Source organism: Haloarcula taiwanensis, from assembly GCA_002844335.1.
Classification (GTDB): domain Archaea; phylum Halobacteriota; class Halobacteria; order Halobacteriales; family Haloarculaceae; genus Haloarcula; species Haloarcula taiwanensis.
In genome coordinates, this window is sequence record CP019154.1 from 2,038,494 (window position 1) to 2,064,122 (window position 25,629).

Genomic DNA, 25,629 nt, shown 5'->3' on the forward strand with positions numbered 1-25,629 from the left:
CATGCACGTCCTAATGATCACACAAAAGGTAGATTCGACCGACGATATCCTCGGATTCACTGTCGACTGGGTCAGCGCACTTGCCGAACACGTTGAGAAGCTTGACGTACTAACAAGCTACATCGGCCAGTACGACCTCCCCAACAACGTTACGCTTTACAGCTTCGGGAAGGAGAAGGGATACTCGAAGGCGAGGCGGGTCCTCTCGTTCGAGCGACACTGTATCGAGGCCGTACGGCGAGGTATCGATGCGGTCTTCGCCCACATGATTCCACACTACGTTATTGCGGGCTGGCCATGGTTCAGGTCGGCAGGAGTTCCAGTTACGCTCTGGTACGCCCACAGCAGCGTCGAGTGGCATCTAAAGGTTGCACACCGGCTAGCCGACCGGGTAGTGACCGCGACCGAAGGTAGCTTCAGACTTCCGTCAGACAAGCTCTCGGTGCTCGGTCACGGTATCGACACCAATACGTTCGCGCCAAACGGTTCAAGCACCGACCGACGACTGGCTCTTGGCGTCGGCCGCCTTGATCCGGTAAAGCGGTTCGAGACACTTGTCGGTGCTATCGAGGTGCTCGATACCCGCGGTATCGACGCGAAACTACAGATCGTTGGTGCACCGTCGGGTGACGAGGCGTATGTCGAAGAACTATACGAGACGGTTGAATCACAGGGGTTGACCGATTTGGTCGAATTCGTTGGAGCCGTCCCGCATGAGGAAGTCGTCCTGAAGTACCAGCGTGCGGGTGTCTTCCTCAATGATAGTGCGACGGGAAGTCTCGACAAGACGGAAGTCGAAGCGATGGCATCCGGGACACCGGTCGTCTCCTCCAACGATTCATACGTAGATATGGTCCACGACTCGGACCTTAACGCCTCTCGCCTCACGTTCCCAAGTGGTGATCCGGCGGCGCTTGCCGACCGTCTCGAATCCATCTTTGAGTTGAACGACGCCGAGTACCGTAGCCTCTGTCAGCGGAGTCGAGAAGTTGCCCGTGACCGCCACGACGTACGGGCCTTGATGTCGAATCTGGCGTCCAGACTCTGAGAACCCTGCGAAGGCGGCTGAATCACTCGCTCACCGCGACGATACAGGTGTCTGTTCAACCCCGGTTGAACAGAAACTCTGGAAGAGCGGTCAATCGAGGGCACGTCGGAGACCTAGATAGAGTGATACTTGGGCGGGTCCGTTCTTCAACACGGAATCCGTGACCATCAAACAGATGTGACAGCGAGAGCGGGGCTACAAGCTGGACATGGCCGTCCGCCTCGTGGTAGTGACCCTGGTCAGGAGAGTCCACTAGTAGGGAGTGTCGAAGGTAGCGATACAGGCCGAGCGGGTTCTTGTTAGATATGGCCGCCCGCCTGTTTCAAGAACAGTTGCGAGCTCTGGTATCGCGTCTCCAGGATTGGGCAAGCGTTCCGGTACCTCTGCAAAAACGACGCCATCGAAAATGCCATCTGCAAAGGACAGAGGAAAGAGGTCGTCTCTGATGGGCTCGCCAGCCGCCCGTTCCCCAACAGTCGGTTTTAAATCAGTTCCTACAATGTTGCATCAGGATTCGGCTATGCAACGCTTCGGCGTGCAGTATTTGTTTCACACTCGTCGACGAATCAAACGTCGAGTATGCGTTCACTCTCAGCGGTTTGTTCTATCCACTTCATACGAGGACTCTCAAAACCTAGTATCTTCGTTCTCCACATAGTCCATCCTGCAAGAACTCTACGTACTCTTCAACCAGCCGCTCGGCGTCGAATCGCTCCATCAAGTGTTCCCGTGCCCGAGTGCCCATCTGTTGGCGTACGGTCGCGTCTTCGAGTAGCTCGCAGACTCGTCGAGCGAGCGTTTCCACGTCTTCAGCGACAAAGCCAGTTTCTCCGTCAACAATGTTATCCATTGCGCCTGCAAACGGTGTCGCGACGACCGGCGTCTCGTTCATGCCAGCCTCAACGACGACTCGGGAAGTGCCCTCATAGTCAGAGGTTATTAGAAACACGTCTGCGAGGTCGTAGTACTCCGCGAGGCGCTCGGTCTCTACCCATCCAGGGAACCGGAAGCTGTCCTCTATGCCGAACTCAGTGACCTGCTGTCGAACATTCTCGGACTGTGGGCCGTCACCCACCATGACGAATAGTGGCGTCCTGTTAGCCGCTTCGTGAACGATCGCGGCAACTTCGAGCCACTTATGCAAATTCTTTTGATCGGTGAACCGGCCCGCAAAGAAGATGACTGGGCGCTCGCCAAAACCGAAGGCCGACCGAAGTTCGGTCACCGACCGCTCACTACCACCGACAACCCCATCGAAGTCCATCCGAACCGGAGCGACCGAAACCCTGGTCGAGTCTTGGACGACCGAACTGACCTTTCTACGTTCGTGTTTAGTTCCAACTCGAACCGCATCAGCATGCTTCAATACGATTCGGCCGAGCGCTTCCGCGAACGGGTTCTTCGCCGACTGCCACCGCCACTTTGGGTTAGATATGAAATCGGCGTGAACCTGCACCCGTAGCGACGCATCGAACTGTCGTGCAAGCGCGAGTCCAACGACGCCAGTTGAGAACGGATCCTGCGTTGTCACGCAATCAGGTGCCCACTCTTCGGCCGCCGTACGTCCGAGTCGGTAGGCGTCTATCAGAAAGTGATACCGTGTCGTCGAATTCGTGGGAATCACCCGTAGTGCCCCGTCCCGAATCTGCTTGTCGTGTTCTGAATCGGTTTTTGCCACAACAGTGTATCTGTCGAAATACTTGGCGTACCTCCGCTGTCGCTGGTGAGCGTCGCTCTCCGACAGCGCAATCGACTCGTCTAAACTTATTGAAAGTACGTGCATGCGTTCGATCTAACGACAGTAGTATCGGACTAGGATGCGCAAATAAATACGTGTTGGTTATATACTAACAAACTGGTGAAGGAGTTCCCACTCCTGCTCGCGGATGAATCCTGTAGCGTAGAGCGTCACAAAGTACGTGGCCGCACCGACAGCGACGGCAGCGAATGTCGTCAGTACACCAGCTATCCACGGTTCTACGAGCACTACGGCTATCACCATCATAGCGAGTGACAAACAGAGCTTCCAGACCGTCTCGAAACTCGGCCGTGGAAGTTCAAGGATGGTAGATTGATATCTGAGTGAGATTGATAACGCGATAAGGTTTTCTGCGAGATATCCGGCTGAGACGATAATAAGTGAATCGAAGACGAAAGCTCCGAGCAACACGAGCGAGAGAAGGCCGACTGCGGACAGGATCTGGGTATATGTCGCGAGATCACTTCGATCAGTGGCCACGTATACCGAACCCGTTATCGCATTGATCGATTGGATGCCAAACCCGGCGAGCAGAAGCCAAATCACGACGTCAGCGAGAACATACTCCGCACCAAAGACGTACTGAATGACCTCAGCACCGAGAAGCCAGCCGCCGACGACCGCCGGTGAAATGAGAGTTCCCATCACGCGGTAGTACTGGTATACGAGTCCGTCGAGCGACTGGCCTTCTGAGAGCGCTTTCGATATCTTCGGCAGGAGAATCTCCGAGAACGGCCTGCTCAATAGCCGAAACGACATGGCAAGGGAGAAGACAACTGACCAGCTCCCGAAGGTTCCGACCCCGAACGCGCTCACGATGAGGAATCGAGGAGTGAGCCCTTTTGTCTTCTCGACAAGTGACCTGGGAATCAGTGGCGCTGAGACTCGACGGTACTCGCCAATCAGCTTCCCAAAGTCGGGCTTCGCGCGGAGTTCATCGTGGACAATCACGAGGATGATACCGATGGCTAGCATACTCGCGCCTACGTACGCCGAGATTGCCGTTACAATCGTGAGCAGATCGACAGCGAACAACGCGACAAGTGCCCCCAAGAACGTCATCTCGTACAGGAACTTGACGCCACTGTACGTCGCAAACTCGTCCAAGGCTTTGCATACAGTAAGGCCGTATTGATACAGCGACCTCGATGCCACGAGAGACATCGTCAACCAAAGGTTAGCGGCCACGAACTCTTGGATCCGACCCGAAACCTCGTTCAATATCCCTATCTCTGTCAAAAGGACGAGTCCGACGAGCGACATCGTGGTCAAAGCAACCGTACATACGCTGACTGCCACCGTCAACGACCTCTGGCGCTGTCTCTCGAGCCGTGGTAGTTGGTCGAGAAGAAGCGGCTGGAGGTTCACTACACCCCTGACGAACATCAACAGTGACACCACCACGAACGCCGACCGATAGAGACCGTATTCAGACGGGACCAATGCCCGTGTAAGGAGTGGGACTGTGGCAAATGACGCGGCCTGTGAGAAGACTTCAGCAAACGAAACCCAGCGCAGGTCGCGGATGAAATCCGATGCCATCGAAATTATTCGAAGTATCCGAGCTCGGCCAGTTTCTCCTTCACCTCGTCCATCTCTCCGTGCTCCGACCGGTCCTCGATTAACGTCTGCTGGAAATCTTTGAATCCGGTTTGGGGAGTTGACGCTGGCCGACTACCGGGCTCGTAGAGATCGGTCCGGGCTGTCCCGTGTACGTCGGGTGGTACGACGCCCACAAGTTGGTTCAGAATCGTCGGTGCGACGTCAAGCAAATGAAGCGGTTCGACCTCTGTGTTGTGCTTCACGTTCGGTCCCGAAAGGACGAACACTCCGTCTTCGCCGTGGTTCAGATTTGCCGTGTCGAACGTCTCGAAGTAGTCCTCAGGGTCCTCTTTTCCTGGTGAGACGACTGATTTTGGGCGCAGGATTCCGTCTTGTGCGCGTATCGTTACGATGGCGTCTGGCGCATCAGGATGCAACTGATCGCCTTCGTATGCCGTTTCGGGCCAGTCTACGACTACCTCGAAGCCCTGTTCAGCCGCCATCCGAGAGAGGTAGTCTACAACTGCTTTGACCTCGTCGTCTCCGTCTGTACCGTATAACTGACCCCAATCTCCGCTGTTGACGACAACGGTGTTCTCGCAGTCGATATCCTCGAAATCCAATCCGTGTTCGAGTCCTGCCTGCTGGCGAATCTTATCGTCACTTAACAACAACTTCTGGATGGGACGTGTGAGTCCGAGAGCGTTCAGCGTGGTTTTGGCCAACTCGATAGCGCGCTGGCTGATATCCGTCTGTGTGACCCGTTCGGCTGCCGTGGTCTCTCTCTGAAGCAGCCCTTGGTCAATGAGAAACTGTGTCATGTAGAACTTCCCATGCACTTTCGAAATGCCGTGATCCGAGACCATCATGACGGCACAGTCGTCTGCACAGTGTTCAAGTATGGACGCGACAATCTCGTCTATCGCTTCGTAGACTCGATACACGTCGTCAAGTGTATCTTCGTCTGCGATGTGAATGATGGTGTCAGCGTCAAGATGCGTGAAATACACATCGAAATCAAAGCGATTTAAAACACGTTCGTCAAACTCGGCCTTGTCCCAGAGGTCGGTGAGTACCTGCTCGACCTCGAACTCTGTGTTCTCCCGGATGTAGTCATCAACCTCGATGTCAGTGTCCTCAAAGAACTCCGCAGGAGCCAAGCGTTGCTCGTCCGCTGGTAGATACCACGGCCATGAGAGGACGAACCCGTCGACGGGCTTGTCCAGCGGCGCGATCGGGTAGCCACTGATACCCGCAGTATACCCTTCCTCACTGAGGTAACTCCAGAATGGATCAACTGCCGACGGCGAAGGACGGTACTCACCGCAATCCTCTCGCGAGAAGTTCCGGAAGTCAAACATTCCGATACTGTTGGGGTCGCGCCCACAGGCCATCGCAGGCCACGCTGCGCCGGTTATCGGAGGCGTGGTGCTCTCGAGAGGGGCCGAAACACCCTCCTGCATTAGTCGTTCGAGCGTCGGAAGTGAGACCGAGTCCGAACTGAGAACACTAAAATCCGCGGCATCTACTCCGAGAATAAGCAATTCACTGACTGCCATTACCGCTAGCACTGGTTGCCGGCGAAAATACGTTCCGGAACCGAACCCGTTTCCAAAACCTATATTTTGCACTTCATCTCCACTCTGCTAATGCAAGTCTACGTCCTCTCGGACTACTTTTCCCCTCACTCGACCGGCGGTGCTGGAAAATAGCCGTCCAGTCATGATATTTAACGGCAACGCTATCAGCCACGATGACTGTCGCCACACCAGACACTATCCAACTGGGAAGTCCCACGGCGACTTGAAGATACAAATGAGTCCGTACTGCCGACATTCGGACGTTTAGTACCGTAATTAGTTTTCCGATACTGGACTGTGTGTGCGTGCGTTGTTTGCGTGTGAAAATTGAACGAGAGTTTGAAATGTGACGCTCAGATGCTAATCCAATGACGAAAGTGATTTTCAAGACCGAATGCTGTCGGTGATAACTATGCCATCTCATAGGATGTTCAGATTCTCGACACAGACCGTGATCAGCTCTACCGGGGCAGTGATACGTAAGCCTGAATAGTACCAATCGAGATTAAAGACGTCGTTTGGACTGGAGACGGCGTGATATTCAATCAAGCAGTTATCGTCAGAGTGGAACGGTAATCGCCAGCGAAGGCGCGGTCACCGACGATGCTCACTAACAACCCTTTTTGTTGGCAGTCCGGCGGAAGTCATTGATCAGGACGCACTATGGGACTGATGTGGTTTATGCCATAAGATGTGACAGATACTTGCTAGCGGTGTCTTCAATAGTGAACGACTTAGTGACATTCTGTTGGGCATTATGGCCCAACTCTTGACATTTGTCGGCATGTTGAATGAGGGCGTCAATCCGGTCAGCGAACTCACGGGTTGAAAACGGGTTGACAACAAACCCGGTGCGGTCGTCTTCCACAACCTCCGGTGGTCCTCCGTAACAGGTGGTGATCGGCGGTGTTCCTGCGGCCATCGCCTCCAGGTTCTGGAGGTTAAATGGCTCAAGATAGACACTCGGCGTCGCCACGGTTGCCGCAGCGGACATCGCACTAGGCATCAGGTCTTCGTCCACCCAGCCAGTTTCTCGTATCGATATTTGCGGGTGCATGCTACGTAACTTTTCAGCGTACTTTTTATTTTCGCCAGTAAGGACCAGTAGGGGCTGGGTTTCCGAGCATGCGATAGCACGGGCTAATTGAGTACCCCCTTTGAGGTCTGAGGCACGGCCGCCGAAAAGGATAAACGGTTGTTCATTCAGGCCATATTTATCTCGGAACTGGTTACCATCAGCTTCAAGATATCGTTGTGGGTCAATACCGTTATGGATAATATAATCAACTGGCCGGCCGTTTGCGCGGAGCGCGCGGCCGAGCTCGTGACTAACTGCGATACCATGATTGATATAGGTCGATAAATACCACTTGTTTACTCGGTTTCGAACGGGATTGTACTGGAACTTCGCTCTACGTATCTGGTGTAGCTCTGAGGGGCAGTATGCATAACTAGGTGGTCGGCCGTCGTTATTGGGGTCACCGTCTACAAAGTGGTTAACCTTCCCGTATGCGAAGCTCATTCCGTCGTGATAGGTAAGGACGACACTGTCTGTATGGGTGCTGGCGGCTCGGAGGGCATCATACGAAAGGAACTCATGAACGTTGTGAGCGTGCACAGCATCAACGGCATGATGAGCGAACCACTGCTGGATTGAGGGGCTTGTCCACGGGTTGTAGAGGGCATGGTACGAGCGAAACTGGCGGTAGGGGGGACGGGGGAAGCAGTAGACGGTAATGTCGTTGTGGCTGTCAATGTTGGGGGACATGGCAGTAAATGCGGTTGGCCGTTCTGTTTCAGAGCTAGTTGTTAGGACGCTAATGATGTGGCCGCGCTTATCATATTGTTCTGCGAGTCGTGCGGCCATCGTCCCTGCCCCAGCAGCGCCATGTCCCGGGTACCGATCAGAAAGAATTGCAATATGCATAATAGATAGCTTCGGGAGGACGACTAAGACATTACGTTCTGCCGAGACCACATACGGTTCAGAAGTTAATTGTGTCCAAAGTACGAGATGGTCTGGCGAAGACCTTCGTTCAGTGATACGTTTGGTTCCCAGTTGAGCAGTTTCTGTGCCTTTGAGATATCGGGGCGTCGCCGTTCAGGGTCGTCCTCAGGCAGCGGTTCGAATATGAGGTCACTATCCGTGTCGCAGTGTTCGAGAATGCGGTCGGCCAGCGTCCGAATTGTAATCTCGTTTTCTCTGCCAATGTTGACCACTTCGCCGTCGAGACCTGGCTGGTCCATCAAAGCTCTGAGACCGGCCACCATATCACTGACGTAACAGAAGCTCCGAGTCTGTGTGCCGTCGCCGTAGATGGTGAGGTCCTCCCCGTCAAGCGCCTGTGTAACGAATGTGGGGACAACCCGACCGTCGTCAGCCCGCATTCTGGGACCGTATGTATTGAAGATTCGTGCGGTCCGAACGTCGATGTCATAACGCTTCTCGTAGGCGACGGTCAGTGTTTCGCCGAAACGCTTCGACTCGTCATAACAGCCACGTGGACCTCTTATATTGACGTTTCCGGTGTAGCTTTCGGGCTGGGGATGGACCTCCGGGTCGCCGTAGACCTCACTCGTGCTTGCATACACCATCCGTGCGTCATGCTTGACCGCGTAGTCAAGTAGATTGCGGGTTCCCTCAGTGTTGGTCAGCGCGATTTGTACCGGGAACTCAGTGAAGTCTGTCGGCGAGGCGCGCGACGCAAGGTGGTACACGCGGTCAGCAGCGGGCAGTCCTAGCGGTTCGCGGATATCAGCCTCAATGAGCATGAACCGCGGGTGGTCCTCAAGGTGTGCGAGGTTCTCACGGCGTCCACTACCAAAGTTATCAATGCAGATAACCTCGTGTCCGTCTTCGACTAATGCCGTACAGAGGTGACTTCCGAGAAAACCGCCACCACCCGCTACCAGCGTTGTCAGATTCATTTAATGAACCGTGGACGGCGACAAATAGTCAATCTTTTCGTTGAATCGTCCCCGGATGCGTCCGCCGGGAAGGCTGACGCTCTTATGATGCCGATAATAAACCGAGATCTCCCGCAAAGGCGGGCGATTTAATGATATGCCTGCTACAGGGAATGCCAACAAGTATTTGCATATCTCGTTATTTCGTTCTATATGTTATGCATCGTCTCCTTATTCTGACGCCAACATTATCCCCCGACACTGGCTGGGGACAGTACTCCGAGGCGGTCGTCTCAAGACTCCGTGACTACTATGAAGTTGACGTCCGAACCGACCTCCCTAGCCCATTGGCGCTGCAGTCATCGCCTGTTTCTGTTCTCCGGGCGGCCAGCAGCGTTCGGCGTGCGACTGACGACGTAGACGCCATTTTCTCACTGGTCGCGTACCCCTACTCACTGGTAGCCTACCTCGCCACTCGTCGTACTGACGTGCCGTACTTCGTCTCGTGTCACGGGACGTACGCGGTCGAGCCGCTCCACTCGAAGCACAGATTACCGGCGCGCTTAGCGCTGTCTAAGGCAGCCGCAGCGTTCTGCGTTTCGACGTTTACCGCCGACTGCATTCGGTCAGTTACAAAATCTCAGAACCTCGTCACGGTCCCTAACGGCGTGCCTCCGGTGAACGATCCTCCAACGCCGTTTTCGCTCGACCACCGTGTCTTACTGACTGTCGGGGCGTTCAAGCCTCGAAAAGGTCAGCACCTCTCTGCCGAAGCGTTTGTCCGTATTGCTGACGACGAACCAGACGTTGACTATCATTTGGTCGGCAGTGGATCAGACACCGAGTACGCAGACGGCGTTCGAAACATCGTGCGTGAGAACGGACTGAGTGACCGTATTCATTTTGAGGGGAAGGTTCCAGATGAAGAACTTGAGCGATGGTACGCGACCGCTGAAGCCTTCATCCTCACGCCCCGGTATGTCAACCACCATTTCGAGGGCTTTGGACTCGTGTATCTTGAAGCAAACCGTCACGGAGTCCCAGTCGTCGGGACATTCGGTACTGGCGCTGAAGACGCGATTGCAGATGGCACGTCAGGCAGATGCACCCGTCCCAACCCAGACGCCGTCGCAGCAGCTCTCCGTGAACTTCTTGATGACGACCGACAGTACTCAGACGGAGCACAGTGCTGGGCCGCTTCACATACATGGACTCGTACCGTTGAAAGGATGGTGACAGTTATCGACCGCCGGCTTACCGATGAATATAAACCGTGAGTGGCTGCTGACGAGGTGTTTTCAAACGGAATTTATGCAACTTGACTGTCTTGAGAAAAGATTACTACCGTTCATTTTTGTCATCAGTGGCTTAGGATAGGGGTACATTCGTCTTAGGCATTCACCGACTGCACCACATCGATATGCGGCTGGAATCTGAATTACGCTGGCAATGGTGCCCGATTCTATGAGTGGATCAATGTGCTCACTGCCTGCCGGACGTGCACCGGAACAAGCGCGTAGTGTCTGGCCCAACCGTGGACATCTTAACAGCAACAACTGCACCCACTCTTTACTAGGGGATAATTATTGCCATCATCGCGGCACATATCCGTGTCGTTCTCTCCACTGAAGTCGTACCTGTTGACAGTGTTGTTCCGTTGCTTTCCTGCGTTCTGATCGTTTGCTTGCAGCGTGTCAGGTGAAAGGGCAACGCGGTACGTTCAGCCTATAGGAGTCAATCACATGTGCGGCTTAGAAACAGTCGTGCCGGTGAAAGAACGACAGGGGAACTGAGAGTTCATGGTCATGTTTCCCCATATCACGCCTCAGAACACCGTTGCTCAGCGTCTTCGTCAGCGGCACCCTTTTCAGTGCTTGCAAGGCGTAATGATACAATCGTGTCTTGTCGTCGTCTCTGGGTGTCCCGCTTCACGGTGTATCCCGCAAGGAAAGGTCATCCGCAGCACTTTGACCGAGGCGAGAGCGGACGGGTATCTGTGTCTATTCGCCCCACACTGAATGACCGATCGGTAGCTCCCGATTCTTGAGGAAACTGCTATGCCATTCGGACGATACGGAAAAAGAGGTAGCTAAGCGGCGCTTTGCGGATTCTCTGTCATCTCATCCGAACATCTGGCGCATCATCGGATGCATCTCCATGAGTTGCTCTTCGGCGATCTCCTCGTACAGCTTGTACGTAATGGAGACCGTCAGTAGCAGCCCGGTACCGGAGACGCCGCCGATGGTACCCAGCATGTTGGCCATCACGGCGAGCAACCCAACCAAGGCACCGCCGATGACAGTCACTTGCGGAATGTACCGCTCAAGCACTTTCTCGATGACGCCGACGTTCTGGCGGAAGCCAGGGATCTGCATCCCGGAGTTGTGGATCTGCTTGGCCGTCGCCTCCGGGCCCATGTCGGTGGTCTCGACCCAGAACACGGCGAAGATGGCGCCGCCGACCAGCATGACGAACAGGTCGATACCGACGCGGGTCAGGATCTGCCAGACCGGTTGGGCCGTCCCTTCGAGCCACCACATCCAGTCGCCACGGCTCTGGATGGGGGCAAGGAAGTAGAACAGGCCGCCGGTGGGCTGGCCGTTAGCGTACGTGCCGAGGAACGCTGGCATCGAACCCAGCTGGGCGTTCAGGATCCGGCCCAGGAACTGGATGTTCGCCTGCAGTGCCCGGACGAGGATCATCGGCAGGACGCTCGCGTAGATAAGCTTGACCGGGAACCGGCCACGGGCCCCTTTCACGCGGGCGTTCGACAGCGGAATCTCCACGCGGACCGATTCGGCGTAGACGACCACGGCGAAGATGAGGACCGTCGTGAACAGCCCCAGCAGTTCGCCCTGAAGCAGCACGGTCTGGAGGCCATCAGCAGCTAGCACTGGTCCGGTGCCGCGCTCGCCGGTGATGAACAGGTACCAGGTGTAGATAATCCCCTCGCTGTTCCCGAGGAACGGGGCCGTCAGGAGGCCACCGACAAGCCGTTGGCTCACGCCGGCGACAATGAACAGCCCGATACCGGAGCCGACGCCCCATTTGGAGATGACCTCGTCCATAAACAGGATGAGGACACCGCCGACGAACATCTGGGCGAAGATGAGCCACTGGACACCGGCCGTGCCGATACCCAGTGAGTTCGCGACCGCTGTGTCAGCCGGGAGGAAGCCGCCGGCAAACACCATCGGGAGCCCGGTGAGACAGATCATCACAAGCACCAGCAGCTTCTGGAGCCCCTGATAGAGGATCTGATCTCGCGGATCGTCTTGGGTGTTCAGCCCGAGCAGGTCCGCCCCACCGAGGAGCTGTAACACGATGGACGCCGTGACGATCGGACCGATACCCAGCTGCATGATGCTCCCCTGGCCGGAGGCCAGAATCGAGGAGAAGCGCCCGAACACCTGTTGGCTGGCGTCGATGTCCAGCCCGAACAGCTTCACGTTCGTCAGGAAGAAATACAGCAGGAGCACGCCACCTGTCCAAGTGAGCTTGCGCTTGAACGGGACGTGTCCGTCCGGTCGCTGGACTGCAGGCATCCGGACAAGCAGTGGTTCGGCGGTGTCCTTCCAGCTCATCGTTCGTTATTCCTCGTCCGCGTCCGCGTCGTCGGTTTCTTCGGCCTCGGCCTGGCGCTCCTGGCCGAGGTCGGTCAGTTCGACGCTTCCGCCTGCGGCTTCAACTTTCTCGCGAGCGCCCTCGGAGAAGTCGTCGGCGATGAGCGTGAGTTCGTGGCGAACCTGGCCGGCACCGAGGACCTTCACGTAATCGGCGTCGTCTGCCTCTTCGACCACATCACGGACATCGACGCGGAAGCCACCGTCTTCGACTTCGGCGACGTCATCGGCAGCCAGCAGCGTGACGTTCTCGTCGATCTCGCGAACGTCGATCGTCGCGGCCTCTTCCTGCACCTTCTGCGGGCGCTTGAAGCCGCTCTTGCCGAGCGGTTCGTGGTTGTGGAACTCGTGTTTGTCACGGCCTGCGGCACCGCGACCGCCGCGGTGGCCGGCACCACGTCGGTTCTTGTGCGAGCCACCGCCGTGCGTGCGCGAGCCGCGCTGTCGTTTCTTTTTACTCGTCATTATCGCATCGCCTCCAGGAGGTCGTCGATTCCCTCGGTGTCGTGTTTCCCGAGCTGCCCGCCCTCTTTGACGGGGTGTTTGACACCGTCATGACCGCCGCGAGGCGGGTGCAGACGGAGCGTCGGTGACAGTCCCTGCTCGCGCAGCGTCGTCTCCTCGGAGAGGAGCGCGAACGCGAGCCCGGAGATGTCGTCGTAGTCCGTGTTCTCGGCGACCCACTCGTCGTCCACGTCGGCGTCGCCCTCAAGCGGCTCGGCGCGCGTGGCCAGAATCGTCTCCAAGGTGTCCTGGCTCGGCTCACCGAAGGCGACGAAGTCGTTGACCTTCGTCACCATGCCGCGGTAGGCGTCCGTCTCGGGGACGAGCGTGCAGTGGTTCACGTGGTGGATGTTGAGCATCTCCAGAGTGTCCTGGATGTCGCTGTGCATGTTGACTTCGCCACGGAGCTGGACGAGCGCGTGCATCACTCGATCACCTCTCGCTTCTCGAAGGTTCGTTCGGGGACGCGCGCCTCGGCCGTGTTCTGCAGGGCGTTGAACGTCGCCTTTGCGAAGTTGACCGTGGTGCGCGTGTTCCCGCTACTGCGTGTCCAGATGTCCTCAATGCCGGCGAGTTCGAGCACCTTGCGGACGGTCTCTCCGCCCGCGAGGCCCAGCCCGCGCGGGGCCGGCTGCAGCTCGACTTCGACGCTTCCGGCCTTGCCCTCGGTGCGCAGCGCGACCGTGTGGGGACGGCCACAGCCACACTCCCAGGACCCGCAGCCGCGGGAGACATCGATGATGTTCAGCTTCGCGATGTCGATTGCTTTCTGGATGGCACCGCCGACCTGGTCGTCACGGCCTTCGGCGTAGCCGATGAGACCGTCGCGGTTGCCAACGGCGACCACGCAGCGGAACTTCACGCGGCGGCCGGAGTCTGTCATCCGCTGAACCATGTTGATGTCCAGCACTTCGTCTTCCAGATCGGGAACGAGCTGGTCGACGACTTCCGATTCTTTCAGCGGGAGCCCGGAGTTCAGCGCCTCCTGCATGGAGTCGATTTCGCCCTCGACGACCTGCTTGCCGAGGCGTGTCCGTGGCTCCCATCCGTTGTTAGCACTCATAGTTCGATGTCACCTTCCAGTAGGGTCTCGCGGAGCTCGTCGAAGTGCTCCGGGAGATCGGCAGCGTCGAAGTCGCCGCTGTACAGCGGCTCGTCGAGCTGCTCGTCGTACTCGGCGATGTGGGCACCGCGCGTGCGCTGCCAGTCGGCGAGTACGTCGTCGTTGTGTGGGATGTCTAGGCCGGCGTCGATTGCGCCTTCCTGTATTGCGAATACTTTGCTTCCGGGGGTCGGGCTGTTGAGTCCGATGTCGAGCACTGCCTCCTCGATGCCCGCTTCCTGCGCGCGAAGCCCGGCGAGCAGACCGGTGAGGTAGGCCGAGGGCATATTGCCCGTCGGGGCCTCCCAGCCGTACTCGGCGAGGTCGCTCGAGTGAGCGGACGCGAGAGTGTCGTCGCCGTTGGGGCCAAGCGTCACCAGCTGCGCCCTGACGTGTTTATTGCTCTTTCGAGCAACGAGACGTGGCTTACCGGATTTCAACAGGCGCAACCGCTGATGGTAATCGGTTCTGGCCTCGCGGCGTCGCCGCATCGGTACTTTATATCGTGGTCCTGTCGCCATTATGCGTCACCGTGGTTTGCGTCGATGTAACGTTCGAGATCGGCAACGCTGTCGAACTCGCCACCGCCGGCCTTGTCGTACAGGTCGCGGTACTGCGAACTCGAAAGCGTTCCCTCGTCACGCAGTTCGCGCAGCTTCGTCCGCTGTGCGCGGATGCGTGACTCCCAGTCCTCCTTGGAGTTCTGCCGTGCGCCTGCCTTGCCCTTCCGGGTACCGGCACCCTTCTGGTGGCCGTACGCACGCTTCTTCTGGCGCTCCCGGGCGCGTCCACGGGAGTTGCCTTTCTTGTCGTTCGCCTGAATGGCGCCCTCATCGACTAGTTCGCGAACGTCCTCGCGGGTAATCGCGTCAGCGATGTCGCCCTGTCGCTCGGGGTCGAACCAGACGCGGTTCTTCCCGACGTCAAGGATGTCGGCCGCGAGTCGCTTCTGTGCAGAGAGATCAGTCATCACTCACTCACCTCGACTTCGACGTAGGTGGGGTTGAGCACGCGGATGCCCGCGTCCTCGGCTTCCTCTTCGATTCGCTCGCGCTTGCGAGCGCCGACCTTCGAGGCGATCCGAACGGCCTCGGTGTCGCCGTCAACGCCTTCGAGGTCGTCCACGTTGTGCACGCGGACCTCCTCGAAGCCGGACGGGTGCTTGCCACGAACCGCGGTCGGCGAGCGGAAGCCCGCCTCAACCGTGTCGCCCTTGCCCTTGATACCGCGGCGCTGCTTCGAGAGCTGGCCGCGGGGCTTGCGCCACGAGGTCGAGACGCGCTTTTTCTTGTGGTGGTCCTGGCGGTTGAACTGCGGCTTGCCGACCCGGTGCCGCTGGGTCAGCAGCCGCGCTTCATCGTCGGAGAGGTCCGGCGTCTTGTCGGTGAGCCCGCGAGCCTGGAGTTCTGTCTCCACATCCTCGTCGGGGGCTTCTTCGCCGCCTTCCTCTTCGACTTCGGCTTCGGTCTCGGAGTCGACTTCGAGTCCGCCGACGTCGGCCTTGATTCGGGCCGCCAGCGCGTTCCCGATGCCACTGACATCGGCGAGCGCGGACTGGTCGGCACCGCGGACGTCTTCGACCGACTCGAACCCGGCCTCGCGGAGCGATTCCGCCTTGGACGGGCCGACGCCGCTGATGTCGGTCAGTTCGGTGTACTCTGCCTCTGCTTCGACATCTTCTTCATTGTCCGCCATCAGGCGTCACCTCGGTTCGGTTTCTGGGTGATGTACACCCCGTCCTGGAACACACGCACGTCCTTGTCGTTGATGCGCGTGAGCTGTTCGATGTCCGCAGCGGTCTGACCGACGGCTTCGATGTCGGGACCACTGATGGTCAGCTCCTCGCCGTCGATTTCGACGTCCGTGTCGCCGTGGATCGTCGTGCGACGGGGGGCCTTCTCGCCCAGGAAGTTCTCGATGACGACTTCGTCACCCTCGACGTCGACCTGCATCGGGAAGTGAGAGTAAAAGACTTCCATCTCGTACTCCCAGCCCTCGGTCACGCCGTGGAACATGTTCTCGATGTGGCTCTGGAAGGTACCGATCGTCGACATCGTCTTGGCGTTGTCCTCGTCGGACTCGATGACGACCGTGTCGCCGTCGACGGACACGTCGATATCAGGGTACCAGAGCCGACGCGTGACGCTGCCGTTGTCCCCCTCGACGGTGATGTCAAGGTGGTCCTGCTCGGCGTCCACGTCCTCCGGAATCTCCAGTTCTACTCGTGGCATTGTTAGTATACGTACGCGATGACTTGGCCACCAACGCCCTGCTCACGAGCCTCGTAGTGGCTCATGATGCCGTGGCTGGTCGTGACGACAAGGGTCCCGTAGTCACGGGCGGGGAGGAACCGCTTCTCCCACTTTTCGAACTCGTCTGCGCCCGCAGAGTAGCGGGGCTTGACCGGGCCACACTCGTTGATGGCTCCTTTCAGTTCGACTTCGAACTCGCCGGCTTTGCCGTCGTCGACGAAACTGAATCCGTCGATGTACCCGCGGTCGTAGAAGACCTCGAGGACGCTGCCGATCTCGTTCGAAGCGGGCGATACTGTCTGCTCTAGGTGCCCGACGCTCTCGGCGTTGTTAAGCGCCGACAGTGCGTTGGCAAATGGGTCGTTCCCTGTCATTGTTAGCTGTACTTCTTGAAGCCCATGCCCCGCGAAATCTCGCGGAAGCACTGGCGGCACAGCCAGATATCGTACTTGCCGACGAGTCCCTGTTCGCGCCCGCAGCGCTGACAGGACTCGAGCTGGCCAGTTCGCTCACTGGTTGCCGTCTCGGAATCGGGCTCGTCTGTGGTTTCACTTTCGCTCATTCGCTCACCTCCACGTCGTAGGTCGACTCGATGAAGGCGACCGCGTCCGCCGGGTTGAGTCGATGCTTCGTCGGAATCGAGCGCGACGCCTTGTCGCGCTTGGCGACGCGGTAGCCGGGGCGGACGAGGTTGACCGTCACGTCCAGCCCGTAGATTCCGATGCTCGGGTCGTACTCCTGGCTCGGGAACTCGGTGTGTTCCTCGACGCCGAAGCTGAAGTTGCCGGTATCGTCGAACTGGCTCGTCGCCAGTTCAGCGAGCGGCAGCGCCGTCTGGAGGAACTCTTCGGCCATCTCGTCGCGGAGGGTGACCTTCGCACCGATGGGGTCGCCCTCGCGGATGTCGAACTCGCCGACAGTCCGCTTGGCCTTCGTTCGAACCGGCGTCTGTCCGGTGATTTCCCCGAGAATGTCCTCTGCGTTGGCGAGGTCGCGCCCACCGTGGCCAATACCCATGTGGACGACGACCTTCTCGATGCGCGGTTCGCGCATCTCGTGGAAATCGCCGCTGGACTCACTCTCGGAGCTCATTCGTCATCACCTGTGAAGTTCTCGTCGATGACGACGACGTACTCTTCGACTGTCTCGAAGCCGTCACCGTCGTCCTGTGAGACGATGACGTTGTTCTGGGCCGAGCCCGGCGTCACCTGAATCTCCTCGATTTCGCCGACCTCGCCCGCGTGGGCACCGTCGACGGCGGTGACAAGCGCGCCCTCTTCGTATTCGAAGTGGGCGACGATTTCGCCGTCCTCGTTGCCGACGACGATGGAGTCACCAGCATCGTAGGTCTGGTCGTCCTCGACGATGAGTGTCTCACCGTCGTGGAGGCCCAGCTGGACGTCGCCACCGGAGACGTGGGTCTTGGTGACGATTTTGCCGAGCTTGGATTCGGCCGCGTCCGGGTCGATTGCGGTCAGCGCCAGCCGACCACCCTCGCCGGGGAACACGCGGTAGTACTCCTCGCGCTCGGTGAAGGCCAGGATGTCGAACATCCCGACGGGGCGCTCCTCGTCGGAGATAGCCTTCCCGTTGATGAGGACGTTGTCCTCGTTGAGGGCGTAGCGGGCTTCTTTGCGGTTGTCGGCGTAGCCGAGCACGTCCCGGAGAACGATGAGTAGGGGAACCCCGTCCTCACCGTGCGGGCCGGCACCGGCTTTCACCGTAAACGTCGCGGTCTTGCGCTCTACAGGCCAGCTGTTTGGCACCGAGAGTCGCTTCTGGTGGTTACTCATGCGGAATCATCCTCCGATTCGAGACGCGCCTCGCGCTTCTCGTCTTCGAGGTCCAGGTCCGTCACGCGGACGTTCGAGGTGTCCAGCGGTCGCGGGACTTCCTCGCCGTCCGTCTTTTCGAGCGTGACATCCTCGACGTGGATGACGGCCTTGTCGAGGTCTACGTTGAGGACTTCGCCTTCCTCGCCAGCGAAGTCGCCACGGAGCACCTCGACGGTGTCACCGGTGTTGACGCGGACGTTTCGCTGGCCGTACTCCTCGCGGAGGTCGGCTGACAGCGTCGCCCGGACCTGCTTGTGCCGCTCGTGAAGCGGGGCACGTCGTTGACTCTTGCGTTGTTTGTCTGGTTGCTTGCTCATGGTTCTATACGATCATCGTCGCTGCTGATGCCACACTGCCGAATCGCTGTGCGACTTCCCGTGCGATGGGACCTTTCAGCTCGGTCCCGCGCGGGTCCTCGTTCTCGTCGACGATGACGGCCGCGTTGTCTTCGAACTTGACGCGGGTACCGTCGGGTCGACGGATCGGCTTTCGCTGGCGGACGACGACGGCTTCGAGCACCTGGCGACGCATTTCGGGCGTCCCCTTGGTGACCGAGACCGTGATCTTGTCGCCCAGTCCAGCTTTGGGGTGGCGGTTCTTCGTTCCCGAGTAGCCGTGGACGGAAATGACCTTGAGTTCGCGCGCTCCCGTGTTGTCCGCACACGTGATGAGCGACCCCTTCTCTAGGCCTTGCGTGACGTCAGCACCGAGTGCTTCCATCAGGCATCACCGTCCTGTTCGTCGTTCGCGGCCTCGTCCGAGCCCGCGCTAACGACGACGTGGCTTTTCGTTTTCGAGAGCGGTCGACACTCTGCTATCGTGACCGTGTCACCGACCGCGAGGTCGAGACAGTCGGGTGCGTGAGCCGGAACGCGGCTCCGCCGCTTCATGAAGCGGTCGTATTTCGGCACCTTCACGTCGTACTCGCGCTCGACGACAACGGTCTTCTCCATGTCAGTGGAGGCTACCTCGCCGTTCAGTGTCTGTCCGCGCACGGAGAGCTCTCCGTGGAACGGGCAGTTCTGATCGGCACAGGTTTCCTCCGGTTCCTGTACGTTCAGTCCTAGCGCCATAGTGAATCTCCTGTGTTCTCTGTGCGACGAGCGGGACGCGCGACGAGTCGGTCGCCGTCGACCTGGACTCGCTGTCCGTCGACGCCGAACGAAAAGGTCGCGCTGTCCTTCGGCACGTGCCACACCCGGTCAGTCCCCTCGACCGTCAGCATCTGTGTCGTCTCCATGACGACAGTGCCGCTGATACCGACGGCGTCCGGGTTGGACGCCGCGACGACCTCACAGTCGAGGCCGACGAGTTCGTGTCGTGGGAGCGTCTCGGGTGTCAGTGGCATTATTCGTTCTCCTGCAGGTCGCCTTCTTCGCCCTGAATCGTCTTGATGCGGGCGATGGCCTTCCGCAGCTCCTTGATGCGACCGGGGTTTTCCGGCGCACCACCCGCGGCCTGCACGGCCCGGGCGTTCAGCAGTTCGGTCTTCAGGTCGTCGAGTTCCGCCTCGCGCTCGGCGGGCGTCATGTCCCGAATTTCCTGGACGTGGAGGACAGTCATTCGTCCTCACCCTCCTCGTCCATTTCGTCCATCAGCTCTTCGGCTTCCGCCTCGACGTCTTCGTCGAGTTCCTCGTCGACGGCCTCTTCGAGTTCGTCGACATCGACGTCCTCGACATCGTCGTCGGTCGGGACTTCGACGTCTTCCTCGACGATTTCCTCGTCGACGAACTCCTCGTCGGACTCGGCGTCGTCGGTGGCCCCGGCGGCCACGTCCTCGTCGAGTTCCTCGGCGGTTTCGCTGTCTTCGGGCTCGCCCTCGAGGAGTTCCTCAACGGACTCGCCGTCGGTGTCGGCCACGTAGTCCTCGACGTCGACATCCTCGTAGATCTCGAAGTCGTCGGGGAGCTCCGCGTCCGGCGGGATGATCTTGACTCGGACCCCGATGGTACCGAGCTTCATCACGGCGACGCCGACACCGCTGTCGACGATTTCCTCCGCGGGCTCGCCGTTGTGCTTGACGTAGCCGCGGTTGAACTTCTCCACGCGCGAGCGTGCACCCGTGACCTTGCCGGAGAGGACGATCTCTGCGCCGAGCGCGCCCGACTCCATGATACGATCAATGGTGGTGTGGCCCGCTTTGCGGAAGTACCAGCCACGCTCGAGTGCGTTGGCCAGTCGGTCCGCGACAATGCGGGCGTTGAGGTCCGGCTCGTCGACTTCCTGCACGTCGACTTGCGGGTCGTCGAGGTTGAACCGCTCCTCGAGTTCCGTCGTTATCTTCCGGATGTTCTTCCCGCCCTTGCCGATAACCATCCCTGGCTTCTCGGCTTTGAGCACGATCTGGGTCCCCATCGGCGTCTTGGCGACGTCCATGCCGCCGTAGCCGGCGCGACCGAGTTCCTCTGCGAAGAACTCGTCGATCTGGGTCCGCTGGAGTCCGTCCTCGATGAACTGTTGTTCGTCGGCCATTAGTCTTCGACCTCCGGCTCTTCGAGGATGAGTTCGACGTCGACCTGCGGGCTGTTCCACGCCGAGGCACGCCCCATCGCGCGGGGCTTGCGACCCTGCTGCTCGCCGACCTTGTGGGCGGCGACGTGCTTGATCGTCATGGCCTCACCGTCGAAGCCCTGGTGGTCGGCGTTGCCGACCGCGTTCTCGAGCAGGTCGAGGAAGGCCTTGCTGGCCTTCTCCGGATAGCGTCCGGCGTCCCAGCCGTCGACCTTGCTTTTGTGGCCGACGCCCGAGTTGTGCTGTTTGAACGGAACGGGCTGGTCGCCCTCGATAACCGCATCGAGGTAGTCGACAGCCTCGCCGGCCGTTTTGCCCTTGATCTCGCGGGCGATGGCCTTGCTGTGCTTGAAGCTCATCTGCCGCTCCCGGAGCATCGCTTTGGCCGTCGTGTCCGGGTCGGCTTCGACTGAGTAACTGATTCCCATGATTATTTGAGCGGTACGAACTTCGAGGAGCGTGTCGCTCCGATACCGGCCTGACCGTGTTCGACGCTACTCCGGGTGAGCTGGAACTCACCGAGGTAGTGGCCGAGCATCTCGGGCTCGACTTTGACACGCTCGAAGTTCTGGCCGTCGTGGACGGCGAAGGTCAGCCCGACCATCTCCGGGAGCACCGGCATGTCGCGCAGGTGCGTCCGGATCGGGTCGTTGGCTGTCTCCTCTTCGCCGGCCGCGCGGGCCTTGTCGAGGAGCTTGTGTTTCTCCTCGGTCAGGCCGCGTACGATACTTCGCCGCTGTCGAGCGGGGAGCAGTTCCGCGACTTCCTCGAGCTCCATCTCCTGCAGCTCGTCGAGCGTGTGGCCGCGGAAGGAGAACTCTCCTTCGTGGCCGATTTGATACTCTGAACTCATTCGTTGCCACCTCGACCAGTTCGCTTCGAGGCGATGTCCCCGACCTTACGGCCAGGCGGGGCGTTCCGCGAGATGGACTTGGGCTTGCCGGGGTGCTGGCGGCCGCCACCACCGAACGGGTGATCGACAGCGTTCATCGCAACACCGCGGACGTTGGGCCACTTCGTCCCTCGCGCTTTCATCTTGTGATGCTTGTTGCCAGCCTTGACGAACGGCTTGTCAGTTCGGCCGCCACCGGCGACGACGCCGATGGTGGCACGACACTGCGGGTCAAGCCGCTTCATCTCCCCGGAGGGGAGCTTGACGACCGCGACGTTGCGGTCGTGGGTGAGCAGCTGGGCGTTGACACCCGACGCGCGGGCGAACTTCCCACCGTCACCGGGGCTGGATTCGACGTTACACACCGGGACTCCCTCTGGGATTTCGGCCAGCGGGAGCGTGTTCCCGGGTGCGATTTCGGCGCTGACGCCGACCTGTAGCTCGTCGCCCACCCCGACGCCCTCCGGCGCGAGGATGAGACGACGGTCGCCGTCTTCGAACTCGACGGCGGCGACCGGGGCCGAGCGGGCCGGGTCGTGCTCGATGTCGACGACTGTGCCGGCGACGACGTCGCCGTCCTCGACCTTGCGGTGCTCCAGATCAGCCTTGTAACGGTGCGACGGCGCACGGAACGTAGAGGTCCCGCGGCCGCGCCGTTGTCCTTGGATTCGTCGTCCCATCGTTAGAACACCCCAATTCTGGAGGCGACTTCCTGGGCGTCGTCGTCCTCGGAGAGGCGAACGACGGCCTTCTTCTCGCCGTCCATCGTGTTCTGCGTGTTGACCTGTTCGACTGTCACGTCGTACTGCTCCTCGACGGCGTCGGCGACCTCGCCCTTGGAGGCGCGGTCGTCGACGGCGAACTGGAGCTTGTTCTGGAAGTCCATGTCGTTCATGGCCTTCTCAGTGACGTGTGGGTGTTTGATGACATCCCAGCTCATCGCTCGGCCACCTCCGCGAGTGCGGATTCCGTGAAGACGGTGAGTCGACCGGGTGCGCCGCCGGGCGCGAGGTCTTCCGTGTTGACCTCGCTTGCGGTCGCCACGTCGGCTCCCGCGAGGTTGCGGGCGGCCGTCGACGGCTCGTCGCTGGTCACGAAGAGAATCGAGGCGGGACGACGGTACTTCCGTCCGCGGGCCGACCCCTGTCCAGCCTTGATCTTCGTCTCGTCGGCGCGGTCGATGTCCGCGTGGACGTCGAGCGCCTCCAGCAGCGAGACGACTTCCTGCGTCTTGACGAGGTCCTCGAAGTCGTCGGAGACGACGACGGGGACTTCGTCACGGTCGAACTCGTGGCCACGGTCGGCGACGAGGTCGGCGTCGGCCGTCGCGGCCAGCGCCGAGCGAACGGCCAGCTGCCGTTCCTTGTCGTTGAGGTCGAGCGAGCGGTCCTTCTCGGCTTTCGGCGGGTGGGCGCGTCGCCCCTTGACCGCCTGCGGGACGCGGCGGGCACGGCCGTCCTGCTTCGGGACGTGTGCCTGCCCGCGGCCGCTACCGAAGGACTCGGCCGGCGTTCGGAGGCCGGCGTACTCGTCGGACCCGTAGTCCTGCTTCCGGTTGGCCTGTGCGGCACGTACAGCCTTGCCGATGAGGTCGGTCCGAACCGGCGTCTCGAAGACGTCCGGCAGGTCGACCTCGCCGTCTGTGTTGCCGTCCAGGTCGTAGATTGTTGCCTGCATAGGTTATCCCTGGTTCGATTCGTTGGAGACGTAGCGCACCTCGGGGTCGAGGCGCGGCTGGTCGTTCGGACGCACTGCGGGCCGGAAGCGCACCAGGCGCTTGTCCGGACCGGGCACGGAGCCTTTCACGAGCGTGTACGACCCATCGACCTCGCCGTAGTTGACGAAGCCGCCATCGACGGTGGGCTCGTCGCCCTCGCCGATGTCGATGAGACGCTTGTTGAGCTCGGTGCGCTGGTGGTAGCCGGTCTGCCCCTGCTGGGGGACCGTCGAGCGCACGCGGGACGGGTTCCACGGACCGAGGTTGCCGATCCGTCGGCGCCATCCCTGGCGGGCGTGCTTGCCCTTCCGCTTCTGGACGCCCCACCGCTTGACGGGACCCTGCGTCCCCTTGCCTTTCGTGACACCGGCCACGTCGGCGTACTCGCCGGCGCGGAAGATGTCGTTCATGGCGTGTTCGCCACCGTCCTCGACGAGGTCGAGGGCGTGGTCGAGGCGGTCCGAAACGGACCCACCGCCGACGCGAGTCTCCATCACGTCGGGCTTTTTCTTCGGGACGCTCGGGACGGCGTCGGGGACGGTGTGCGTAATAACTCGCACGTCCCCGAGGTCACCGGCCTCGAGTGCGTCACGTACCTGTTCCTCAGCAGCGTCCGGGTCGTGGTCCTCCGGAACGTCCAGGGTCCGGTCGAGCTCCGAGTGGAACTCGTCGGTCCAGACTTCCGTCAGCGGACGCTGACCGTACGGCGTGTCTTCGTACGCTCGCAGGGCGACGGCGCGCATCGGCGGCGTCTCGATGACTGTCACCGGGACAGTCTCCTCCATCCCCTCGCGGGGGGAGTTGGGTTCGTCGTTGACGAGCACGACGTGTGTCATGCCTGCCTTGTAGCCGGCGAACCCCTGGACGCCCGGCTGGCCGTCGTCGGACGGCCAGCTGTTGAAGCGAGGTGTCTCGCTCGTCGAGCGCTTGCGCGGGCCAAAGCCCATTGAGCCTTTGCGTGGTCTGCTTGGTTGTGGCATTCGTTTACTCCGTGAGGGTTAGACAGGTGAGGGAGGCGAACAGAGCTTCCTCCGTCCGCACGACCTCACTGCCCTGGTTCGGAACCGTATTCAGCCAGAGGTCGAACCCTTCTGGTTCGTCGCTCGTCTGGTCTCCCCCGACGGCGTCCGGGGCAACGTCGAGTATCGACGGTAACCCGCGCTCGGGTGCCCCGAAGGCGACGGTCATGCCGCCCTCGGCGTCGCGCCGCTCGGCCAGCTGGCCGAGACGGGTCGACGTTACCGGCTCGCCGTATCGCGAGGACGCGATAGTGAGCCCGGCATCGTCGCGCGAGAGTGCCGCATCGAGGTCCGCGGCGACAACGTCGAATCCCGTTGTAGGGGCGTCGACGAGTTTCGCCCGGACCGGCCGTCGCGAAGAGACCCTGACGGTCACGCGCTCCCCCTGTGCCACGTCCATATCCGCTGGGACGGGCAGGGAGATCGGGTGTTGCATGCCGCAATTGACCCGGACGCGCCCATCAGCTCCGACCTCGGTCACGATTCCCTGTCTTAACGACCCCGAACCCTCAGATCCGGAGCCGGTCTGTGAACGCACGCGGAGCGGCGGCAGGACGCCGACGCACTCCAGTTCGTCCCGCTTACCCCACATCTCCTTTCGGAGGTGCGGGGGCGTCGCGGCGTACCGCAGCACGGTTTCGACGAACCCGTCTTCCCACTTGCCCGCCCCGTCAGGGTCGGGATACACTGTCAGCCGATCAACCCGGTAGACCGCAGCCGCGCGGGCCACGTAACCGAGCTTGCGAGTTGCCTCGCGTCTGTCCTCGGCTTCCCGTGCGAGGGAAGACGGCACGAGTACGCTGGTCGTCATGCCGTGACGCTTCCACGTCGCGCCACTAGACTGTGCCGATATCTCCCTTTCCAGGGCTTAAAAAGCCCCCGTTTCGCGTTCGCGATGCGTCGCGTTCACATGGTCCGTCATGCCGGTTCGGGACCGATGCAACGGCTCACTGTATTGCCGCTTCCGAAAGTCTATGTCTCGTGACGCCATCACATGATCCGGCGCTCAGCCGGGGAGATGATTGCCCTCACTTCCCATGGTTTTCCCCGGAAAACGGAAGGCTTTTTACTCTCACCCTCGCCAGATTTGATTGCAACGAGGCGTTGCGCGCTGGTACCGAGCGGCCGACGGCCGCGAAGGTCAGGGCGAACGAAGTACGCGCTGGTAGTGTAGTTGGTATCACGTGACCTTGCCATGGTCACAACCTGGGTTCAAATCCCAGCCAGCGCATTTCTGCCGACATCGACCGACGAGCACAGCGAGCCGCGTCGGCTCCTGACGTTTTGATGACGTGCTTCTGCGACAGACAGCACCGTCGGCTGACGAATCGGGGGG

Annotated in this window: 32 protein-coding genes and 1 tRNA gene; 3 read left to right on the forward strand and 30 right to left on the reverse strand. The window is 60.0% G+C overall.

Annotated elements, in window-relative coordinates; all coding sequences use genetic code 11:
* The first annotated feature begins 1 nt into the window (after position 1).
* Complete coding sequence (locus tag BVU17_10340; protein ID AUG47895.1) at positions 2-1,048, forward strand: hypothetical protein; 1,047 nt, start codon at positions 2-4, stop codon at positions 1,046-1,048.
* Between the two features lie 634 nt (positions 1,049-1,682).
* Here the strand turns inward: BVU17_10340 and BVU17_10345 are convergent.
* From BVU17_10345 to BVU17_10365, 5 genes are all read right to left on the reverse strand, one after another.
* Entirely contained in the window at positions 1,683-2,831 is a 1,149-nt protein-coding gene (locus tag BVU17_10345) for a hypothetical protein (protein ID AUG47896.1), read from the reverse strand.
* 57 nt (positions 2,832-2,888) lie between these two features.
* Positions 2,889-4,349: a hypothetical protein gene (locus BVU17_10350; protein AUG47897.1), complete on the reverse strand. Its 1,461-nt coding sequence runs from the start codon at positions 4,347-4,349 to the stop codon at positions 2,889-2,891.
* Between the two features lie 5 nt (positions 4,350-4,354).
* The gene (locus BVU17_10355; protein ID AUG47898.1) at positions 4,355-5,908 is read right to left on the reverse strand and encodes a hypothetical protein; all 1,554 of its coding nucleotides are present in this window, start codon (positions 5,906-5,908) and stop codon (positions 4,355-4,357) included.
* 700 nt (positions 5,909-6,608) lie between these two features.
* Entirely contained in the window at positions 6,609-7,856 is a 1,248-nt protein-coding gene (locus tag BVU17_10360) for a hypothetical protein (GenBank protein ID AUG47899.1), read from the reverse strand.
* Between the two features lie 65 nt (positions 7,857-7,921).
* Complete coding sequence (locus BVU17_10365; GenBank protein ID AUG47900.1) at positions 7,922-8,857, reverse strand: NAD-dependent dehydratase; 936 nt, start codon at positions 8,855-8,857, stop codon at positions 7,922-7,924.
* 197 nt (positions 8,858-9,054) lie between these two features.
* Here BVU17_10365 and BVU17_10370 point away from each other — a divergent pair, with 197 nt between their 5' ends.
* Positions 9,055-10,113, forward strand: coding sequence for a hypothetical protein (locus tag BVU17_10370; GenBank protein ID AUG47901.1), 1,059 nt, complete (start codon positions 9,055-9,057; stop codon positions 10,111-10,113).
* 843 nt (positions 10,114-10,956) lie between these two features.
* Here BVU17_10370 and BVU17_10375 read toward each other — a convergent pair.
* From BVU17_10375 to BVU17_10495, 25 genes are read right to left on the reverse strand one after another with little or no spacing between them, the layout of a single operon-like run.
* Positions 10,957-12,420, reverse strand: a complete 1,464-nt coding sequence (locus tag BVU17_10375) for a preprotein translocase subunit SecY (GenBank protein ID AUG47902.1) — start codon at positions 12,418-12,420, stop codon at positions 10,957-10,959.
* Positions 12,421-12,426: 6 nt separating this feature from the next.
* Positions 12,427-12,924: a 50S ribosomal protein L15 gene (locus BVU17_10380; GenBank protein ID AUG47903.1), complete on the reverse strand. Its 498-nt coding sequence runs from the start codon at positions 12,922-12,924 to the stop codon at positions 12,427-12,429.
* Positions 12,924-13,388 (reverse strand): 50S ribosomal protein L30, encoded by a 465-nt coding sequence (locus BVU17_10385; protein AUG47904.1) that lies wholly within the window; start codon positions 13,386-13,388, stop codon positions 12,924-12,926. The genes BVU17_10380 and BVU17_10385 overlap by 1 nt, the downstream gene beginning before the upstream one ends.
* Entirely contained in the window at positions 13,388-14,026 is a 639-nt protein-coding gene (locus BVU17_10390) for a 30S ribosomal protein S5 (GenBank protein AUG47905.1), read from the reverse strand. Before BVU17_10390 ends, BVU17_10385 begins: the two co-directional genes overlap by 1 nt.
* On the reverse strand, positions 14,023-14,586 hold the full coding sequence (locus BVU17_10395) for a 50S ribosomal protein L18 (protein ID AUG47906.1): 564 nt from the start codon (positions 14,584-14,586) through the stop codon (positions 14,023-14,025). The genes BVU17_10390 and BVU17_10395 overlap by 4 nt, the downstream gene beginning before the upstream one ends.
* Positions 14,586-15,035: a 50S ribosomal protein L19e gene (locus BVU17_10400; GenBank protein AUG47907.1), complete on the reverse strand. Its 450-nt coding sequence runs from the start codon at positions 15,033-15,035 to the stop codon at positions 14,586-14,588. Before BVU17_10400 ends, BVU17_10395 begins: the two co-directional genes overlap by 1 nt.
* The gene (locus BVU17_10405) at positions 15,035-15,760 is read right to left on the reverse strand and encodes a 50S ribosomal protein L32e (GenBank protein ID AUG47908.1); all 726 of its coding nucleotides are present in this window, start codon (positions 15,758-15,760) and stop codon (positions 15,035-15,037) included. The genes BVU17_10400 and BVU17_10405 overlap by 1 nt, the downstream gene beginning before the upstream one ends.
* Complete coding sequence (locus BVU17_10410) at positions 15,760-16,296, reverse strand: 50S ribosomal protein L6 (GenBank protein ID AUG47909.1); 537 nt, start codon at positions 16,294-16,296, stop codon at positions 15,760-15,762. Before BVU17_10410 ends, BVU17_10405 begins: the two co-directional genes overlap by 1 nt.
* A 2-nt stretch (positions 16,297-16,298) precedes the next feature.
* A complete protein-coding gene (locus BVU17_10415) occupies positions 16,299-16,691 on the reverse strand; it encodes a 30S ribosomal protein S8 (GenBank protein ID AUG47910.1) in 393 nt (130 codons plus the stop codon).
* A gap of 2 nt (positions 16,692-16,693) precedes the next feature.
* The gene (locus BVU17_10420; GenBank protein AUG47911.1) at positions 16,694-16,879 is read right to left on the reverse strand and encodes a 30S ribosomal protein S14; all 186 of its coding nucleotides are present in this window, start codon (positions 16,877-16,879) and stop codon (positions 16,694-16,696) included.
* A complete protein-coding gene (locus tag BVU17_10425; GenBank protein AUG47912.1) occupies positions 16,876-17,409 on the reverse strand; it encodes a 50S ribosomal protein L5 in 534 nt (177 codons plus the stop codon). The genes BVU17_10420 and BVU17_10425 overlap by 4 nt, the downstream gene beginning before the upstream one ends.
* A complete protein-coding gene (locus BVU17_10430; protein ID AUG47913.1) occupies positions 17,406-18,110 on the reverse strand; it encodes a 30S ribosomal protein S4e in 705 nt (234 codons plus the stop codon). The genes BVU17_10425 and BVU17_10430 overlap by 4 nt, the downstream gene beginning before the upstream one ends.
* Positions 18,107-18,469 carry a 50S ribosomal protein L24 gene (locus BVU17_10435; protein AUG47914.1) on the reverse strand — a complete coding sequence of 121 codons (363 nt, stop codon included), beginning with the start codon at positions 18,467-18,469 and terminating at the stop codon, positions 18,107-18,109. The genes BVU17_10430 and BVU17_10435 overlap by 4 nt, the downstream gene beginning before the upstream one ends.
* A gap of 4 nt (positions 18,470-18,473) precedes the next feature.
* Positions 18,474-18,872 carry a 50S ribosomal protein L14 gene (locus BVU17_10440; protein ID AUG47915.1) on the reverse strand — a complete coding sequence of 133 codons (399 nt, stop codon included), beginning with the start codon at positions 18,870-18,872 and terminating at the stop codon, positions 18,474-18,476.
* Entirely contained in the window at positions 18,872-19,225 is a 354-nt protein-coding gene (locus BVU17_10445) for a 30S ribosomal protein S17 (GenBank protein ID AUG47916.1), read from the reverse strand. Before BVU17_10445 ends, BVU17_10440 begins: the two co-directional genes overlap by 1 nt.
* Complete coding sequence (locus BVU17_10450) at positions 19,216-19,500, reverse strand: ribonuclease P (protein AUG47917.1); 285 nt, start codon at positions 19,498-19,500, stop codon at positions 19,216-19,218. The genes BVU17_10445 and BVU17_10450 overlap by 10 nt, the downstream gene beginning before the upstream one ends.
* Positions 19,500-19,715, reverse strand: a complete 216-nt coding sequence (locus BVU17_10455; GenBank protein ID AUG47918.1) for a 50S ribosomal protein L29 — start codon at positions 19,713-19,715, stop codon at positions 19,500-19,502. The genes BVU17_10450 and BVU17_10455 overlap by 1 nt, the downstream gene beginning before the upstream one ends.
* Positions 19,712-20,626, reverse strand: coding sequence for a 30S ribosomal protein S3 (locus BVU17_10460; protein ID AUG47919.1), 915 nt, complete (start codon positions 20,624-20,626; stop codon positions 19,712-19,714). Before BVU17_10460 ends, BVU17_10455 begins: the two co-directional genes overlap by 4 nt.
* Positions 20,626-21,093 (reverse strand): 50S ribosomal protein L22, encoded by a 468-nt coding sequence (locus tag BVU17_10465; GenBank protein ID AUG47920.1) that lies wholly within the window; start codon positions 21,091-21,093, stop codon positions 20,626-20,628. The genes BVU17_10460 and BVU17_10465 overlap by 1 nt, the downstream gene beginning before the upstream one ends.
* Before the next feature lie 2 nt (positions 21,094-21,095).
* Complete coding sequence (locus BVU17_10470) at positions 21,096-21,518, reverse strand: 30S ribosomal protein S19 (protein AUG47921.1); 423 nt, start codon at positions 21,516-21,518, stop codon at positions 21,096-21,098.
* Complete coding sequence (locus BVU17_10475; GenBank protein ID AUG47922.1) at positions 21,515-22,237, reverse strand: 50S ribosomal protein L2; 723 nt, start codon at positions 22,235-22,237, stop codon at positions 21,515-21,517. The genes BVU17_10470 and BVU17_10475 overlap by 4 nt, the downstream gene beginning before the upstream one ends.
* Before the next feature lie 2 nt (positions 22,238-22,239).
* Complete coding sequence (locus tag BVU17_10480) at positions 22,240-22,497, reverse strand: 50S ribosomal protein L23 (GenBank protein ID AUG47923.1); 258 nt, start codon at positions 22,495-22,497, stop codon at positions 22,240-22,242.
* On the reverse strand, positions 22,494-23,234 hold the full coding sequence (locus BVU17_10485; GenBank protein ID AUG47924.1) for a 50S ribosomal protein L4: 741 nt from the start codon (positions 23,232-23,234) through the stop codon (positions 22,494-22,496). Before BVU17_10485 ends, BVU17_10480 begins: the two co-directional genes overlap by 4 nt.
* A gap of 3 nt (positions 23,235-23,237) precedes the next feature.
* The gene (locus BVU17_10490; protein AUG47925.1) at positions 23,238-24,254 is read right to left on the reverse strand and encodes a 50S ribosomal protein L3; all 1,017 of its coding nucleotides are present in this window, start codon (positions 24,252-24,254) and stop codon (positions 23,238-23,240) included.
* Positions 24,255-24,258: 4 nt separating this feature from the next.
* On the reverse strand, positions 24,259-25,104 hold the full coding sequence (locus BVU17_10495; protein AUG47926.1) for a hypothetical protein: 846 nt from the start codon (positions 25,102-25,104) through the stop codon (positions 24,259-24,261).
* A gap of 348 nt (positions 25,105-25,452) precedes the next feature.
* On the opposite strand from BVU17_10495, the gene BVU17_10500 reads away from it, so the two are divergent.
* Positions 25,453-25,524 (forward strand) — tRNA-Gly (locus BVU17_10500).
* The last annotated feature ends 105 nt before the right edge of the window (positions 25,525-25,629 follow it).

What these genes read in the sequence shown, in the direction of transcription:
- BVU17_10340 (AUG47895.1), top strand. Translation starts at nt 2, where the DNA reads ATGCACGTCCTAATGATCACACAAAAGGTAGATTCGACCGACGATATC.
- BVU17_10345 (AUG47896.1), bottom strand. Translation starts at nt 2,831, where the DNA reads ATGCACGTACTTTCAATAAGTTTAGACGAGTCGATTGCGCTGTCGGAG.
- BVU17_10350 (AUG47897.1), bottom strand. Translation starts at nt 4,349, where the DNA reads ATGGCATCGGATTTCATCCGCGACCTGCGCTGGGTTTCGTTTGCTGAA.
- BVU17_10355 (AUG47898.1), bottom strand. Translation starts at nt 5,908, where the DNA reads ATGGCAGTCAGTGAATTGCTTATTCTCGGAGTAGATGCCGCGGATTTT.
- BVU17_10360 (AUG47899.1), bottom strand. Translation starts at nt 7,856, where the DNA reads ATGCATATTGCAATTCTTTCTGATCGGTACCCGGGACATGGCGCTGCT.
- BVU17_10365 (AUG47900.1), bottom strand. Translation starts at nt 8,857, where the DNA reads ATGAATCTGACAACGCTGGTAGCGGGTGGTGGCGGTTTTCTCGGAAGT.
- BVU17_10370 (AUG47901.1), top strand. Translation starts at nt 9,055, where the DNA reads ATGCATCGTCTCCTTATTCTGACGCCAACATTATCCCCCGACACTGGC.
- BVU17_10375 (AUG47902.1), bottom strand. Translation starts at nt 12,420, where the DNA reads ATGAGCTGGAAGGACACCGCCGAACCACTGCTTGTCCGGATGCCTGCA.
- BVU17_10380 (AUG47903.1), bottom strand. Translation starts at nt 12,924, where the DNA reads ATGACGAGTAAAAAGAAACGACAGCGCGGCTCGCGCACGCACGGCGGT.
- BVU17_10385 (AUG47904.1), bottom strand. Translation starts at nt 13,388, where the DNA reads ATGCACGCGCTCGTCCAGCTCCGTGGCGAAGTCAACATGCACAGCGAC.
- BVU17_10390 (AUG47905.1), bottom strand. Translation starts at nt 14,026, where the DNA reads ATGAGTGCTAACAACGGATGGGAGCCACGGACACGCCTCGGCAAGCAG.
- BVU17_10395 (AUG47906.1), bottom strand. Translation starts at nt 14,586, where the DNA reads ATGGCGACAGGACCACGATATAAAGTACCGATGCGGCGACGCCGCGAG.
- BVU17_10400 (AUG47907.1), bottom strand. Translation starts at nt 15,035, where the DNA reads ATGACTGATCTCTCTGCACAGAAGCGACTCGCGGCCGACATCCTTGAC.
- BVU17_10405 (AUG47908.1), bottom strand. Translation starts at nt 15,760, where the DNA reads ATGGCGGACAATGAAGAAGATGTCGAAGCAGAGGCAGAGTACACCGAA.
- BVU17_10410 (AUG47909.1), bottom strand. Translation starts at nt 16,296, where the DNA reads ATGCCACGAGTAGAACTGGAGATTCCGGAGGACGTGGACGCCGAGCAG.
- BVU17_10415 (AUG47910.1), bottom strand. Translation starts at nt 16,691, where the DNA reads ATGACAGGGAACGACCCATTTGCCAACGCACTGTCGGCGCTTAACAAC.
- BVU17_10420 (AUG47911.1), bottom strand. Translation starts at nt 16,879, where the DNA reads ATGAGCGAAAGTGAAACCACAGACGAGCCCGATTCCGAGACGGCAACC.
- BVU17_10425 (AUG47912.1), bottom strand. Translation starts at nt 17,409, where the DNA reads ATGAGCTCCGAGAGTGAGTCCAGCGGCGATTTCCACGAGATGCGCGAA.
- BVU17_10430 (AUG47913.1), bottom strand. Translation starts at nt 18,110, where the DNA reads ATGAGTAACCACCAGAAGCGACTCTCGGTGCCAAACAGCTGGCCTGTA.
- BVU17_10435 (AUG47914.1), bottom strand. Translation starts at nt 18,469, where the DNA reads ATGAGCAAGCAACCAGACAAACAACGCAAGAGTCAACGACGTGCCCCG.
- BVU17_10440 (AUG47915.1), bottom strand. Translation starts at nt 18,872, where the DNA reads ATGGAAGCACTCGGTGCTGACGTCACGCAAGGCCTAGAGAAGGGGTCG.
- BVU17_10445 (AUG47916.1), bottom strand. Translation starts at nt 19,225, where the DNA reads ATGGCGCTAGGACTGAACGTACAGGAACCGGAGGAAACCTGTGCCGAT.
- BVU17_10450 (AUG47917.1), bottom strand. Translation starts at nt 19,500, where the DNA reads ATGCCACTGACACCCGAGACGCTCCCACGACACGAACTCGTCGGCCTC.
- BVU17_10455 (AUG47918.1), bottom strand. Translation starts at nt 19,715, where the DNA reads ATGACTGTCCTCCACGTCCAGGAAATTCGGGACATGACGCCCGCCGAG.
- BVU17_10460 (AUG47919.1), bottom strand. Translation starts at nt 20,626, where the DNA reads ATGGCCGACGAACAACAGTTCATCGAGGACGGACTCCAGCGGACCCAG.
- BVU17_10465 (AUG47920.1), bottom strand. Translation starts at nt 21,093, where the DNA reads ATGGGAATCAGTTACTCAGTCGAAGCCGACCCGGACACGACGGCCAAA.
- BVU17_10470 (AUG47921.1), bottom strand. Translation starts at nt 21,518, where the DNA reads ATGAGTTCAGAGTATCAAATCGGCCACGAAGGAGAGTTCTCCTTCCGC.
- BVU17_10475 (AUG47922.1), bottom strand. Translation starts at nt 22,237, where the DNA reads ATGGGACGACGAATCCAAGGACAACGGCGCGGCCGCGGGACCTCTACG.
- BVU17_10480 (AUG47923.1), bottom strand. Translation starts at nt 22,497, where the DNA reads ATGAGCTGGGATGTCATCAAACACCCACACGTCACTGAGAAGGCCATG.
- BVU17_10485 (AUG47924.1), bottom strand. Translation starts at nt 23,234, where the DNA reads ATGCAGGCAACAATCTACGACCTGGACGGCAACACAGACGGCGAGGTC.
- BVU17_10490 (AUG47925.1), bottom strand. Translation starts at nt 24,254, where the DNA reads ATGCCACAACCAAGCAGACCACGCAAAGGCTCAATGGGCTTTGGCCCG.
- BVU17_10495 (AUG47926.1), bottom strand. Translation starts at nt 25,104, where the DNA reads ATGACGACCAGCGTACTCGTGCCGTCTTCCCTCGCACGGGAAGCCGAG.